Below are 14,312 nucleotides of genomic sequence, written 5' to 3' on the forward strand. Positions count from 1 at the left end.
GGCGGCCACCACTGCGGCGGTTCTCACTGAGCGACTGGCGGGTCGCGGGCTGGCCGTCGGGGCGCGCAAAGTGCTCGGGGAAACGTGCCGGACGCCCCTTTTCCGTCGCGCGGCCGCCTCAGTCGCGGCGCAGCAGCCTCTTGAACCCGAAGACCACGGCGAAGAGGGCGGCGACCGCGATGGCGCCGATCTTCAGCCCGCCGCTCATGGTGCCGCCGCTTCCGCCCGCCGCGCCCGAACCACCGTCCTTGGAGGGCGACTTGGAGTCCGAGCCGCCGGCCCCGGGCGCGCTCTCCGGCTCCACCGTGCTGTCCGCGCCCTCACTGCCGTACATGAGCTTCGACCCGTCGGTGGTGTAGGTGACGGACTCGCCCTGGCCCTGGAGGGGGACGTTCAGGCGGCCCTGCCGTTTGATCCGGCCGCCGTTCCAGTCGTAGGCGATGCCGCCGAAATATCCGCGTACGGCGAGCTGCCGGCCGTCGGGGGAGAAGGCGCCGTCGGTGACCCACAGGTCGATGGTGGCGACGGGCTTGAACGTGTTCGTGCCGCCGGCGGAGAGCTGGGCCGGGCCCTCGTACAGGTGGCCGCCGTCCTCGTCCTTGTCGGCGATGTAGACGCGCCCCGTCTTGGGATGCACCATCAGCGCCTCCGCGTTGCGGGGGCCGTCGGAGTACTTCACGACGTACTGGGTGGCACGGATCGTCTGGTCCTTGAGCACCTTGGGCTCGGGGAGCTTGTAGATCCACACGTGGTTCCACGTGCCGCCGAGGTTGTCGCCGATGTCGCCGACATAGAGATCACCGTCGGGTCCGAGGGAGATCGCCTCGACGTCCCGGGGCGCGCCGACCCCGCTCATGGTGATCGTCGCGACGGTCCGGCCGGTCCTGCTGTCGACGGCGTACAGATAGGCCCCGTCGTCGCTGTCGTTGTGGGTCCAGTAGATGCCGGGGTGGACGCGCGAGGCGGCGAGGCCGCTGGACTCGGTGATCCGGGGGTCCTTGATGGTGAATCCCCCGTCCCCGTCGTCGGCGAGGGCGGGCGCCGCCAGGGCGACGACAAGGGCGGCTCCGGCAACGGCTCCGGCGGCGGCTCCGGGGAGGAACGAGGGCGATCGGCGCATGGCCCAAGCCTGCCATCCCACCGGCCCGTTCACGTCGGGGGTACCTCTCGGCTCGCCGCTCCGGGGCGTGTCCAGCCTCACACGCCCGCGGGTCGGGAGGCCCCCGCTGATCATCCATGATGAGCGGATGCTCAGGTTCATGCCCGTCGGCGACTCCATGACGATCGGTAGCGCGGGCGAACACACATGGCGTTACCGAATGTGGCAGCACCTGCGCGCGACGTACAGGGACCCGTTCAAGATCGTCGGCCCTCGCGAGACGCTCTACGACAAGGCGACGGACTCCCCCGACTCCTACGCGTACGCGGACCCGGAGTTCCCCCGCGCCCACCTGGCCGGCTGGGGCGAGGGCTGGCTGCACATGGCGCCGCTGATCCGCGAGACGGTCCGCGCGCAACGCGCCGACATCCTGCTGGTCTCCCTCGGCCTCATCGACCTCGGCTTCTACACGAACGCCGTCCAGACCGCCGCGAACGCCCGCACCTTCGTCGGGGAGGCCCGCGCCGCGAACCCGCGCGTCCGCATGGTCCTGCTCCCGGTGATACCGAACGTCCGCGCCGACTCCGACGCCCCCTTCGCCGCCGAGGTCACCGCCTTCAACGAGCTGCTCGCCAAGACGGTCGCCGACCTCGACGAACCGCGCTCCCCGCTGCTGCTCGCCTCCCCGCCCCCCTCGTACGACATCACCTTCGACACGTACGACGGCACCCACCCGAACGCGAGCGGCGAGCACAAGATCGCGGAAGGTTTCGCGGAGGCGATGTACCAGGCCTGGGACCTGGGCGAGCCCTACACGGCCGCGACCGGCTGACCGGTTCCGGGCGCTGCCCGGTCACCGCGCGCGTCGTCGTCCGGGGTCAGGGGCCGAGCGGCCTGCGGGCGCTGAGCAGGGCGAAGGACAGGAAGGCGCCCGCGTCGGCGGTGAGCATGTCGATGACCGGCTGCTGGGCGGCGCGGCCGTCCGGCCGGTGCTCGGCGCAGGCGCGGGTCCAGAGCAGCCAGTCGCGCCAGGCGTCCTCCTGGAGGCGCGCCGACGTCACCGTCACGAGTTCGGTGATCTCCCACTGGAACCGCCACCAGTCGGGCGTGTGCCACGCCATGGCCTCCCAGCCGACCACGTCCTTGATGTGCGCCGGGATCGACCCGAGTTCCCGGACCTCCCGGGTCAACGCAGGCGTGGCCACGCCCAGTTGGCCGCCGGGTCGCAGGAATCTCACCAGGTACGGCAGATAGCTGTCCGCGGTGCCGAAGTACTCGAACGCGTCGACGCTCACGATCGCGTCGAAACTCCCCTCGTCGAAGGGCAGTTGATGGGCCTCGGCCCGGACGGCCGTCACCTTCCCGGCGACTCCCGCCGCCGCGAGGACCGGTTCGACCTCCTCCGGCGCCACCCACCAGTCGGCCGCGACGACCCGCACCCCGTACTCCCGCGCGAGGAACACCGAGGTCGCCCCCCTGCCCGACCCCAGGTCGAGCACGCGCATGCCCGGCCGGAGGTCCAGATCCCGCGCGAGATCCTCCAGCAGCCACAGCGGGTTCGGCCCCATGTCGAGGCCGAGCAGCCAGGCGGGGTCGTAGGCGGAGGAGCGGGGGTAGCGGTCCGGGCGGACGAGCGCGGCGAGCGCGGCGGGTCGGGTCACGGGCGACGAGCCAAGCGGATCGGCGGGAGCGGGGCAACTGGATTTCCCCGAAGGGAGGTTCAGCCGCCCCGCGCCCGGCGCCGGCCCCGGTGGGCGGGCCTCAGCCCAGGTGGACCGGGGCCGCTCCCTCGCCTTGGTGCTGCTTGCCCGCGGTGATCGCGAGGCCCGTGACGACAAGGCCTGCCAGGAACAGGACGGCGGCTGCGGCGAAGGCCGTCGTGTAGCCGTGGGTCAGGGCGTCACCGGCTTGGGCGACCAGGGCGGAGTCATGGGTGGCGAGACCCCGGTAAAGCGCCCCGGCGGCACCGGGCAGCCGGTCGTCGGCCGCCGACGCGGACACCGTCGACAGGACGGCGAGGCCGAGCGCGCCGCCGATCTGCTGGGCGGTGTTGAGCAGCGCGGAGGCGATCCCGGTGTCCTCGTGAGAGACGCCGCTCACCGCGCCGAGGGTCATCGGCACGAAGCTCATGCCGAGGCCGAGCGCGGTGACGAACATGGCGGGCATCAGATGCCCGGCGTACGAGGAGTCCGGGGCGAGCGTCGCGAACCAGCACATGCCCACGGCCGCGACCAGCAGACCCGGCCCGGCGATCAGTCGGGGAGCGACATGGGTGACCAGCTTCGAGCTGATCCCCGCCGCGACGGCCATGCCGAAACTGAACGGCAGAAACGCGAAGCCGGTCCTGATCGGGCTGTAGCCCAGGATCAGCTGGGTGTACAGGGTCAGGAAGTAGAAGGTGGCGAACATGCCCGCGCCGATGAACAGCATCGTGGCGTAACTGCCCGACCGGCTGCGGTCCTTGAGCAGGCGCAGCGGCATCATCGGGGAGGCGGTCCGCGCCTGGAGCAGGAGGAAGCCGGCCAGCAGCACGGCCGCCGCCACGAACGACGCCAGGGTGAGCCCGTCGGTCCATCCGTGCTCACCGCCCCGCGTGATCCCGTGGACGAGGGCGATCAGCCCGCCGGTACCGGTGACGGCACCGGGCACGTCCAGCCGTCCGGGGTGCCGCTCCGCCTCGACGAGGGTGCGGGTCCCGGCCAGCACGGCGAGCCCGATGGGAATGTTGACGAAGAACACCCACCGCCAGTCCAGTACGTCCGTCAGGGCACCGCCCAGCAGCAGCCCGACCGTCGCGCCGAGGCCGCCCATCGCCGCGTACACGCCCATGGCCGTGTTGCGCGGCCTGCCCCCGGGAAAGGTCGTGGTGATCAGCGCGAGTGCGTTGGGCGCGGCCAGCGCGGCCCCTGCGCCCTGGAGGATGCGGGCGGCGATGAGCAGCCCCTCGTTCGGAGCGAGCCCGCCGAGCAGCGAGGCGAGCGTGAAGACGCCGATGCCCGCCTGGAACATCAGGCGCCGTCCGAACAGGTCCCCGGCCTTGCCGCCGAGGAGCAGCAGACCGCCGAAGGCGAGGGCGTAGGCGTTCACGACCCACGCCAGATCGGCGTCCGAGACGCCCAGGTCGGTCTGGATGGCGGGCAGCGCGATGTTGGTGATCGTGGCGTCGAGGACGACCATCAGCTGGGCGGCGGCGATGACGACGAGGGCGAGACCGAGATGGCGTCCCCGGGGCGCCGGGACGGAGCCGGACCCGGTTCCGGAGGTGCCCGACCCGGCGGGGGCGACGGCAGACGTACTGCCGGCAGACGCAGACATGGAAATACTCCAAAAGGTGGGCTGGAAACATTTCCCCGGAGAGCGAGAACGACCCGAGAAGTCAATTCGCATTCCGAGCGGAAAGCCGGGGCGAACGGAATCCGGGAAATCATCCGAAACGGAACGCCCACGCACATGCAATCCGGAGCGAGGTGCCTGCACGGCACAACCCGGCCCCGGGACGAGCCTTCACCCTAACAGCCGCGACACCCGTCCGGCGGCCGGGAAATCCGCCGCACCCATGTGGTGATTCTCGCGCTTGACGAATGCCCGGAGGATGTGGACACAGCGCTTTCCGCACCACGAAAAAATACCCCCGGAAATGGGTCCACACTTTCCGAGTAAAGGCAAATCCGGAGGCGGGTGATCGTTCGTACGGGAGCCCGTCCTCGCACCCCGCCGAGCGACCCGCTCTTGCCTAGAGCGCACTCCACCCCGTTGGCTGGTGAGTCATGAAGTACACACAGCTCGGACGCACGGGGCTCAAGGTCAGCCGGCTCGTCCTCGGCACCATGAACTTCGGACCGCAGACCGACGAGGCCGACAGCCACGCCATCATGGACGCGGCGCTCGACTCGGGGATCAACTACTTCGACACCGCGAACGTGTACGGCTGGGGTGAGAACAAGGGCCGTACGGAATCGATCATCGGGAACTGGTTCGCCCAGGGCGGCGACCGCCGCGACCGGACGGTCCTCGCCACCAAGGTGTACGGGAACATGGGCGCCGAGGGCGACCCGTGGCCCAACCACGACAAGCTCTCCGCCCTGAACATCCGGCGGGCGGTCGAGGCGAGCCTCAAGCGGCTCCAGACCGACTACATCGACGTCTACCAGTTCCACCACGTCGACCGGTCCACTCCCTTCGAGGAGATCTGGCAGGCCGTCGACGTCCTGGTGCAGCAGGGAAAGATCCTCTACGTGGGGTCCAGCAACTTCCCCGGCTACAAGATCGCCCAGGCCAACGAGATCGCCGCCCGCCGCCAGGGCACCATCGGCCTGGTCAGTGAGCAGTGCCTCTACAACCTCGCCGAGCGGCGCGCCGAGATGGAGGTCATCCCGGCCGCGCGGGAGTACGGGCTCGGTGTCATCCCCTGGTCCCCGCTGCACGGCGGGCTGCTGGGCGGTGTGATCAAGAAGGAGGTCGAGGGCGGCCGCCGGGCGAGCGGCCGGTCCGCCGACGCCCTCGCGAACACGGCCGTACGCACACAGATCCAGGCGTACGAGGACCTGCTCGAGAAGCACGGTCTGGAGCCCGGCGAGACCGCGCTGGCCTGGCTGCTGACCCGTCCCGGTGTCACCGGCCCGATCGTCGGCCCGCGCACGGCGGAGCAGCTGGAGTCGGCGCTGCGCGCCGTGGAGCTGGAGCTGTCGGAGGACGTCCTGGAGGGTCTCGACGAGATCTTCCCGGGGCCGGGGCCGTCCCCCGAGGCGTTCGCCTGGTAGCCGGGCCGCGCGCCCGGCGTCCGGCGGTGGCGGTCGCTACCGGACCGCCGCCGCCAGCGCCACGACGACGAACATCAGCACGAGCACACCGGCCATGATCCGGTTACGGGTCTTCGGGTTCACGTCACCGAGGTTAACCGGCTGCCCGGCCGGTCCCGTCGCCCGCCCCCAGCGGCATGCTCACCAGGGTCTCGTAACGTGGCTGCTCACCGGGGACTCCCGAGGTCGGCAGGTTGCTGCGGACGAGACACAGCTCACCCACCGTCCAGGGCGTCCCGGCGAACGGGTCCAGAGCGGCGACGTACGGCTTGAAGTCCGTGGAGTCGCGGCTGCGGGCCACCGTCAGATGGGGCCGGTAGCGGCGGTGCTCCTCCATCTCGACGCCCGCCTTGCGGCCCGCCGCCTCCGCCCGGTCGGCCAGCAGCCGCATGGTGTCCGTGTCCCCCGCCGCCCCCGCCCACAGGGCGCGCCCGCCGAAGTGCCCGCCGCCGCGCAGGGACAGCGGGAACGGGCCGGTGCGACGGGCGGCCCGGGTCAGCCGCTCCGTGAGGTCCTCGGCGGTGTCCTCGGCCACCTCTCCGTAGAACGCGAGGGTGAAGTGCCAGCCGGGGCGGCCCGTCCAGCGCAGCGCGTCCGCGCCCGGCATCCGCCGCAACGCGTCCACCTCCGGGGCGAGTTCACGCACCGCATCGGCCGGGGGCAGTACCGCCGCGAAGAGTCTCATGCGGCCAGCCTTCCAGGGAACGGCGATCAGCACACGGGAGCGGGCGAGGCGGCCGGCGGCCCGGCGGGCCGGATACGCGTGAGGCGGCCGGCCGCGCGAGCGGACCGACCGCCTCCAGGGCGTCTCTCACACCGCGGTGGCCAGCCGCTCCTCGCTCCGCGCACGCGGGACGAAGCGGACCCGAGGGTGGCCGCGGTGCCAGCCCAGGGAGACCCGCAGGCCGCCGAGGCGGGCCAGCACCAGGCCGATCGTCGTCGCCGCGGTCATCGAGACCAGTCCGCCGAGCGCGAAGCCCACCCGGGGACCGTAGGCGTCGGTGACCCAGCCGACCAGCGGCGCGCCCAGGGGCGAGCCGCCCATGAAGACCATCATGAACAGCGCCATGACGCGGCCGCGCATGGCCGGGTCGGTGGCCATCTGGACCGAGGTGTTCGCGGTGACGTTCACCGTGAGGCCGAAGACACCGATCGGCACCATCAGGAGCGCGAACAGCCAGAGCGAGGGTGCCGTGGCCGCCACCACCTCGAGCGCGCCGAAGGCCACCGCCGCCGCGATCAGCACGCGCAGCCGTGCCGTGCCGCGCCGGGCGGCGAGCAGCGCGCCGGCCAGCGAACCGACCGCCATCAGGGTGTTGAAGAGGCTGTAGGCCCCCGCGCCCGCGTGGAAGGTGTCGTCCGCGTACGCCGACAGCCAGACGGGGAAGTTGAAGCCGAAGGTGCCGATGAAGCCGACGAGGACGATCGGCCAGATCAGTTCGGGGCGGCCGGCGACGTACTGGAGGCCTTCACGGAGCTGGCCCTTGGCGCGCGGCGCCCGCTCGACGACGTGCAGTTCGCGGGCACGCATCAGCAGCAGGCCCGCGATGGGGGCCACGAACGACAGGCCGTTCAGGAGGAAGGCCCAGCCGGTGCCGACGCCGGTGATCAGCAGGCCGGCGACGGCGGGGCCGACCAGGCGCGCGGACTGGAAGTTGGCGGAGTTCAGGCTGACCGCGTTCTGCAGCTGGCCGGGGCCGACCATCTCGGAGACGAAGGACTGGCGTGCCGGGTTGTCGACGACGGTGGCCAGACCGACGGCGAAGGCGGCGAGGTAGACGTGCCAGACCTGGACGTGGCCGGAGAGGGTGAGGAGGGCGAGCGCGAGGCCGGTGAGGGCCATCGCCGTCTGGGTCACCAGCAGCGTGGGGCGCTTGGGCAGGCGGTCGACGAGGACACCGCCGTAGAGCCCGAAGAGCAGCATCGGCAGGAACTGGAGCGCGGTGGTGATGCCGACGGCGGCGGAGGAGCCGGTCAGGCTCAGGACCAGCCAGTCCTGGGCGATGCGCTGCATCCAGGTGCCGGTGTTGGAGACGACCTGGCCGAGGAAGAACAGGCGGTAGTTCCGGATCTTCAGCGAGCTGAACATCGAGGACGAACGGGGGGAGTCGCGGGCGGCTGTGGAGTCGTGGGTGGCTGGTGCGGGGGTGGAGTGTGCTCCGGGTCCCGTACTCAAAAGGGCTCGCCTCCAGGGCAGTCGTGGACGTCGGCGTCATGGGGGCGTCGGCGCTTGCGGGGAAGGGGGGGCCTCGCGGATCGGGGGTCGACCGAGGGCCGCCGGTGGTCAGATGTGGGCGAGCTTCTCCAGAACGGGGGCGGCTTCGCGGAGCTTGGCCCATTCGTCCTCGTCGAGAACCTCGACCAGTCCGGCCAGGAACGCGTTCCGTTTGCGGCGGCTCTCTTCGAGCATGGCCTCCGCCTTGTCGGTCTGCGTCACGACCTTCTGGCGCCGGTCCTCGGGGTGCGGCTCCAGCCTGACGAGGCCCTTGGCCTCGAGCAGCGCGACGATGCGGGTCATCGACGGCGGCTGCACGTGTTCCTTGCGGGCGAGCTCGCCCGGCGTGGCCGTGCCGCATCGGGCGAGGGTGCCGAGCACCGACATCTCGGTGGGGCTCAGCGACTCGTCGACCCGCTGGTGCTTGAGTCGACGGGACAACCGCATCACTGCGGAGCGCAAGGCGTTCACGGCGGCCTCGTCGTCGCCATGGGTGAGGTCAGGCATGTTCTTTAGCGTAACTCATTACTCTCGCTAAAGACCAACGGGATGCCCGTGAAGCGGGCAACCGAACCCCCGGGATCACTCATATGAGTGAGATCGCTCCGGAAAGTGACCCGGATCCGGTCGGGAAGCGGCGACCCTCGACTCCATGGGGACCAGCGTGCTCAGCCTGCGGATGGACGGGGAGCTGCTCGACCGGCTCCGACAACATGCCGCCAAACGCGGAATGAGCGTCCAGGACTATGTGGTCCGGACGCTCATTCGCGACGACTTCGACGAGCGGTTCCAGACCGCGGTCGAGGAGACGGAGAAGTTCTACGGGGTCACGTGAGACCCCGTACGGCCGCCGCCCCTCAGGTCAGACCGAGGGCCGGCATCAGGTAGTAGAACGTGAACACCGCCGACACCACATACATGGCGACCGGGATGTCACGGCCGCGGCCCGCTGCCAGGCGCAGCACGACGAAGGTGATGAAGCCCATCCCGATGCCGTTCGTGATCGAGTAGGTGAACGGCATCATCATCATGGTCACGAAGGCCGGGATGGCGATCGTGTAGTCCGCCCAGTCGATCTCCTTGATCGAGTGGGACATGATCAGGAAGCCGACCGCGATCAGCGCGGGCGTGGCGGCCTGGGACGGGACCATCGTGGCGACGGGGGTCAGGAAGAGGGCCACGGCGAAGAGCGCGCCGGTGACCACGTTCGCGAAGCCCGTGCGGGCACCCTCACCGACCCCGGCCGTGGACTCCACGAAGCACGTGGTGGCCGAGGAGGAGGTGGCGCCGCCCGCGGCGACGGCGATGCCGTCGACGAAGAGGACCTTGTTGATGCCGGGCATGTTGCCCTGCGCGTCCGTCAGCTTGGCCTCGTCGCTGATGCCCATGATCGTGCCCATCGCGTCGAAGAAGCACGACAGCAGCACGGTGAAGACGAAGAGGATGCCGGTCAGCACGCCGACCTTGCCGAAGCCGCCGAAGAGGCTGACCTGGCCGACGAGCCCGAAGTCCGGGCTGGCGACCGGGTTGCCGGGCCACTTCGGGGTGGTCAGACCCCAGGACGGGATGGTGGCGACGGCATTGATGACCACCGCGGCGACCGTCATGGTGACGATCGAGATGAGGATCGCGCCGGGCACCTTGCGCACGATCAGCGCGAGGGTGAGCAGGGTGCCGAGGATGAAGACCAGGACGGGCCAGCCGGTGAGGTGACCGTCGGTGCCGAGCTGGAGGGGGACGGTCGTCTGGGCGACGTCCGGGATGCGCGTGACGAAGCCGGAGTCGACCAGGCCGATCAGCATGATGAACAGGCCGATGCCGATGGCGATGCCCTTGCGCAGGCCCAGCGGCACCGCGTTCATGACGCGCTCACGCAGACCGGTGGCGACCAGGAGCATCACGATGAAGCCCGCGAGGACCACCATGCCCATGGCGTCCGGCCAGGACATCCGGGGCGCGAGCTGGAGAGCGACGACCGTGTTCACGCCGAGGCCCGCCGCGAGCGCGATCGGCACATTGCCGATGACGCCCATGAGGAGCGTGGTGAAGGCCGCGGTCAGCGCGGTCGCGGTGACCAGCTGCCCGTTGTCCAGGTGGTGCCCGTACATGTCCTTCGCGCTGCCCAGGATGATCGGGTTCAGCACGATGATGTACGCCATCGCGAAGAAGGTGGCGAAACCGCCGCGGATCTCGCGCGGGAGGCTGGAGCCCCGCTCGGAGATCTTGAAGTAGCGGTCGAGAGCGCTCTGCGCGGGCCGGGACTCCGGCTCCTGCGGGGCGGGGGCCTTGGTGGCGGCCGAGGTGGACATGCGGGTCCTCAAACGTGCGGGGGGACGGTGAACATGATCGAGCCTGGTCAGCGGTCGATCACCAACAGGTTTCCCCCAGGTCGCTGTTGGTGATTCATACGAATACAACTGGCCAGACTCGGACGGTTTCAGTATGAACATATGAGTCGAAAATCGCTATCTCCGCGCGTAGACCCTTGCCGCACAAGGGGAGTGAGGGGGTGAGTGATGCCGACCGCCGACCCTCGTAAGCTGTGCACATGGCGAAGTGGACCCCCAAGCACGAGGCGCCGGAGCCCCTGGAGGGCCCCGTCGTCGCCACCATCACGGGCGGCACGATCCTCTGGTTCGTCCTCTTCCTGGTGCAGCTGCCGTTCTACGGCTGGTTCGACGACCACGGACACCTGTGGTGGCTCTGGACCTGCCTGGCCGGCGCCGGTCTCGGACTGATCGGCATCTGGTACGTCCGCAAGCGCGATGCCGCGATCAAGCGCGCCGAGGCCGCCGGTCCTTCCCCGGCCCCCGCGACGGAGTAACAGGGCTTCCCCCTACACCCACGGCAGCATTCCCCGCCGCTCCCGTCCTTCCCAGGTCGGATCTTTGGCGCACTCGGCGGGTGAAGCCGCATATCCGCACGTACCGTCGTTTGCATGACCCACATCGACGCGGGCGCCGAACTCGATCCCGTTCACCCCGTGCCCATACCCGCCGCCCGGCGGTCGGAGGGGCTGTCCGCCGCCGAGGTGGCCGAGCGGGTCGCGCGCGGCGAGGTGAATGACGTCCCGGTGCGCAGCAGCCGCTCCGTGGGCGAGATCGTCCGGGCGAACGTCTTCACCCGGTTCAACGCGATCATCGGTGTGCTCTGGCTGATCATGCTGTTCGTGGCGCCGTTCCAGGACAGCCTGTTCGGCTACGTGATCATCGCCAACACCGGGATCGGCATCATCCAGGAGTGGCGGGCCAAGAAGACCCTGGACTCGCTCGCGGTGATCGGCGAGGCGAAACCGACCGTACGCAGGGACGGCGTCGCCGCCGAGGTCAGTACGTCGGAGATCGTGCTCGGGGATCTCATCGAGATCGGGCCGGGCGACAAGGTCGTCGTCGACGGCACCTGCGCCGAGGCCGACGGGCTGGAGATCGACGAGTCGCTGCTCACCGGTGAGGCCGATCCCGTCGTCAAGCACCCCGGCGACCCGGTGATGTCGGGCAGCTTCGTGGTCGCGGGTTCCGGCGCCTTCACGACGACGAAGGTGGGCCGGGAGGCGTACGCGGCACAACTGGCGGAGGAGGCCTCACGGTTCACGCTGGTCCACTCCGAGCTGCGCAGCGGTATCTCCACGATCCTCAAGTACGTGACGTGGATGATGATCCCGACCGCGATCGGCCTGGTCATCAGCCAGCTCGTCGTCAAGCAGCACGGATTCAAGGACTCCATCGCGCGGACCGTCGGCGGGATCGTGCCGATGGTCCCCGAGGGGCTGGTCCTGCTCACCTCCGTCGCCTTCGCGATCGGCGTCATCCGACTTGGCCGAAAACAGTGCCTCGTGCAGGAGCTCCCCGCCATCGAGGGCCTCGCCCGGATCGACACCGTCTGCCTCGACAAGACCGGCACCCTCACCGAGGGAGGCCTGAACGTCACCGAGCTGCGGCCCCTGCAGGGCAGCGACGAGTCGTACCTGCGCAAGGTCCTCGGCGCGCTCGGCGAGGCTGATCCACGGCCGAACGCCTCCCTCCAGGCGATCATCGCCGCCTACCCGGACAGCGAGGAGTGGCGCTGCACCCAGTCGCTGCCCTTCTCCTCCGCCCGCAAGTACAGCGGGGCCGGCTTCAGCGAGGGCAACGGCGAGTCGAGCACCTGGCTGCTCGGCGCTCCCGACGTGCTGCTGCCCACCGGGGACGCGGCGCTCGCCGACACCGAGCGGCTGAACGAGGCGGGGCTGCGGGTGCTGCTGCTCGCGCAGACCACCAAGGATCTCGACGACCCCGGCGTCGCGGAGGCCGCGCGGCCCGCCGCGCTGGTCGTCCTGGAGCAGCGGCTGCGGCCCGACGCGGCCGACACGCTGCGCTACTTCGCCGACCAGGACGTCAAGGCCAAGGTCATCTCCGGCGACAACGCGGTGTCGGTGGGCGCGGTCGCCGGCAAGCTCGGGCTCACCGGCGAGGTCGTGGACGCGCGCCGGCTGCCGGACGAGCGCGAGGAGATGGCGAAGTCCCTGGAGAAGGGCACGGTCTTCGGGCGGGTCACCCCGCAGCAGAAGCGGGACATGGTCGCCGCCCTGCAGTCGCGCGGGCACACGGTGGCGATGACCGGCGACGGCGTGAACGACGTCCTCGCCCTGAAGGACGCCGACATCGGCGTGAGCATGGGCTCGGGATCCGAGGCGACCCGCGCGGTGGCCCAGATCGTGCTGCTCAACAACAGCTTCTCGACGCTGCCCTCGGTGGTCGGGGAGGGCCGCCGGGTCATCGGGAACATCACCCGGGTCGCGACACTCTTCCTGGTGAAGACGGTCTACTCGGTGCTGCTGGCCGTCCTGGTGGTGTGCTGGCAGGTCGAGTACCCCTTCCTGCCACGCCACCTGACCCTGCTGTCCACCCTGACGATCGGTGTCCCGGCGTTCTTCCTCGCCCTCGCCCCCAACAAGGAGCGCGCCCAGCCCCACTTCGTGCGGCGGGTGATGCGGTATTCGATCCCGGGCGGGGTCGTCGCGGGGGTGGCCACCTTCGTGACGTATCTGATCGCGCGCCACCACTACACGGGGGAGGGTTCGCTGGACGCGGAGACGAGCGCCGCGACGCTGACGCTCTTCCTGATCTCGATGTGGGTGCTGGCGATCATCGCCCGGCCGTACACCTGGTGGCGGATCTGCCTCGTCGCCACGATGGGCGGGGCGTTCCTGCTGGTGCTCGTCGTGCCGAAGCTGCAGCACTTCTTCGCGCTCAAGCTGGTAGGCGCGACGATGCCGTGGATCGCGGTGCTGATCTCGGTGGTGGCGGCGGCCGTCCTGGAACTCCTGTGGAGGTGGGTCGACCGCCGCGTTCCCGCGTAGGGGCTACTTCAAGGGTTACTGCACGTCGACGTAGTCACCCGTGGCCTTGACGGCCGGGGTGGTCGAGGTGCCCGCGAAGTTGTAGCGGAAGTAACCGTCGACGGTGGCCGTCGTGGTGGTCTTCAGGTTGCCCTTCGAGTCCGACTTGACCGTCTTGAGGGTGGTGTACGTGTCGCTGGTCTTCTTACGGAACTGGAGCTGCACCGACTGGACGGTGTAGCCCGCGTACTTGCCGGTGTCCCAGTTCGCGCGGGTCAGCGCGCCGGTGACCGTGACGGTCTTGCCCTTCTTGACGGGCTCCGGCGAGGCGTTGACCGTCAGCTTCGAGAGTCGCTGGACCTGGAAGCTCTTGGCGTTGTCCTTCTGTGTGTAGTCGGCGTCATTGCCTGCGGCGATCGCCCAGACCTTCCAGCCGCCGGCCACCGAGTTGATCAGGTTGGCGCCCGGCTCCAGGTCGAAGGTCGACTTGCAGGTCGACGTCGTGGCGCTGACCACGGTGCAGGTGGCACGGCCGTCGCTGCCGTTGGCCACGGCACCGCTGTCGGACGTCTCGATGTTCGTACCGTGGTACAGGATCGCCTGCGCCCAGTCGACGCCCGAGGCGTCCTTGACGGTGAAACTGACCGTGATGGTCTTCGTGGCGGTCGCGCCGACGACGACCGGCTTGCCGCCGTTCACCACGACGCTCGAGATCGTGGTGTCTCCCTGGACATCGTCGGCCTGCGCAGCAGGCACGGCGAGAGCGGAGAGGGCCAGGGCGCCGGTGACAACGCCGAGGGTGGCACGCATGCGCATGTATTCCCCAGGTCGAGAAGGGGCCCCGACGCTCCTCGTTACGGCTCGCGGTCACGTACGGGGCCA

General features: G+C 70.0%; 13 protein-coding genes. 5 read left to right on the forward strand and 8 right to left on the reverse strand.

Annotated elements, in window-relative coordinates:
• Positions 1 to 118: 118 nt before the first annotated feature.
• Entirely contained in the window at positions 119 to 1,120 is a 1,002-nt protein-coding gene (locus ACWD68_RS23060; protein ID WP_451808322.1) for a YncE family protein, read from the reverse strand.
• A gap of 127 nt (positions 1,121 to 1,247) precedes the next feature.
• On the opposite strand from ACWD68_RS23060, the gene ACWD68_RS23065 reads away from it, so the two are divergent.
• Positions 1,248 to 1,931, forward strand: a complete 684-nt coding sequence (locus ACWD68_RS23065) for an SGNH/GDSL hydrolase family protein (RefSeq protein WP_451808323.1) — start codon at positions 1,248 to 1,250, stop codon at positions 1,929 to 1,931.
• A gap of 46 nt (positions 1,932 to 1,977) precedes the next feature.
• Here ACWD68_RS23065 and ACWD68_RS23070 read toward each other — a convergent pair whose 3' ends face one another.
• Positions 1,978 to 2,760: an SAM-dependent methyltransferase gene (locus tag ACWD68_RS23070; protein WP_451808324.1), complete on the reverse strand. Its 783-nt coding sequence runs from the start codon at positions 2,758 to 2,760 to the stop codon at positions 1,978 to 1,980.
• Positions 2,761 to 2,860: 100 nt separating this feature from the next.
• The gene (locus ACWD68_RS23075) at positions 2,861 to 4,414 is read right to left on the reverse strand and encodes an MFS transporter (RefSeq protein ID WP_451808325.1); all 1,554 of its coding nucleotides are present in this window, start codon (positions 4,412 to 4,414) and stop codon (positions 2,861 to 2,863) included.
• A 452-nt stretch (positions 4,415 to 4,866) separates the two neighbouring features.
• Here ACWD68_RS23075 and ACWD68_RS23080 point away from each other — a divergent pair, with 452 nt between their 5' ends.
• On the forward strand, positions 4,867 to 5,859 hold the full coding sequence (locus tag ACWD68_RS23080; protein WP_451808326.1) for an aldo/keto reductase: 993 nt from the start codon (positions 4,867 to 4,869) through the stop codon (positions 5,857 to 5,859).
• Between the two features lie 133 nt (positions 5,860 to 5,992).
• On the opposite strand, the gene thpR is transcribed toward ACWD68_RS23080, so the two are convergent.
• The 3 genes from thpR to ACWD68_RS23095 all read right to left on the reverse strand — a co-directional run bounded on the left by thpR (position 5,993) and on the right by ACWD68_RS23095 (position 8,620).
• Positions 5,993 to 6,583: an RNA 2',3'-cyclic phosphodiesterase gene (thpR, locus tag ACWD68_RS23085; protein ID WP_451808327.1), complete on the reverse strand. Its 591-nt coding sequence runs from the start codon at positions 6,581 to 6,583 to the stop codon at positions 5,993 to 5,995.
• 126 nt (positions 6,584 to 6,709) lie between these two features.
• Complete coding sequence (locus ACWD68_RS23090; RefSeq protein WP_451808328.1) at positions 6,710 to 8,074, reverse strand: MFS transporter; 1,365 nt, start codon at positions 8,072 to 8,074, stop codon at positions 6,710 to 6,712.
• Between the two features lie 108 nt (positions 8,075 to 8,182).
• The gene (locus tag ACWD68_RS23095; protein WP_451808329.1) at positions 8,183 to 8,620 is read right to left on the reverse strand and encodes a MarR family winged helix-turn-helix transcriptional regulator; all 438 of its coding nucleotides are present in this window, start codon (positions 8,618 to 8,620) and stop codon (positions 8,183 to 8,185) included.
• A 145-nt stretch (positions 8,621 to 8,765) separates the two neighbouring features.
• Between ACWD68_RS23095 and ACWD68_RS23100 the strand changes: the two genes are divergently transcribed.
• Positions 8,766 to 8,948 carry a BrnA antitoxin family protein gene (locus ACWD68_RS23100; RefSeq protein ID WP_261701844.1) on the forward strand — a complete coding sequence of 61 codons (183 nt, stop codon included), beginning with the start codon at positions 8,766 to 8,768 and terminating at the stop codon, positions 8,946 to 8,948.
• 22 nt (positions 8,949 to 8,970) lie between these two features.
• Here ACWD68_RS23100 and ACWD68_RS23105 read toward each other — a convergent pair whose 3' ends face one another.
• Positions 8,971 to 10,422: an NCS2 family permease gene (locus ACWD68_RS23105; protein ID WP_451808330.1), complete on the reverse strand. Its 1,452-nt coding sequence runs from the start codon at positions 10,420 to 10,422 to the stop codon at positions 8,971 to 8,973.
• Between the two features lie 239 nt (positions 10,423 to 10,661).
• Between ACWD68_RS23105 and ACWD68_RS23110 the strand changes: the two genes are divergently transcribed.
• Together ACWD68_RS23110 and ACWD68_RS23115 are read left to right on the forward strand one after the other, a co-directional pair.
• Entirely contained in the window at positions 10,662 to 10,937 is a 276-nt protein-coding gene (locus tag ACWD68_RS23110; RefSeq protein ID WP_451808331.1) for a DUF2530 domain-containing protein, read from the forward strand.
• Positions 10,938 to 11,051: 114 nt separating this feature from the next.
• Entirely contained in the window at positions 11,052 to 13,451 is a 2,400-nt protein-coding gene (locus tag ACWD68_RS23115; RefSeq protein WP_451808332.1) for a cation-translocating P-type ATPase, read from the forward strand.
• Between the two features lie 15 nt (positions 13,452 to 13,466).
• Here ACWD68_RS23115 and ACWD68_RS23120 read toward each other — a convergent pair whose 3' ends face one another.
• Positions 13,467 to 14,246: a calcium-binding protein gene (locus ACWD68_RS23120; RefSeq protein ID WP_451808333.1), complete on the reverse strand. Its 780-nt coding sequence runs from the start codon at positions 14,244 to 14,246 to the stop codon at positions 13,467 to 13,469.
• Between the last annotated feature and the right edge of the window lie 66 nt (positions 14,247 to 14,312).

It is taken from the genome of Streptomyces sp. NPDC005141, assembly GCF_053599975.1.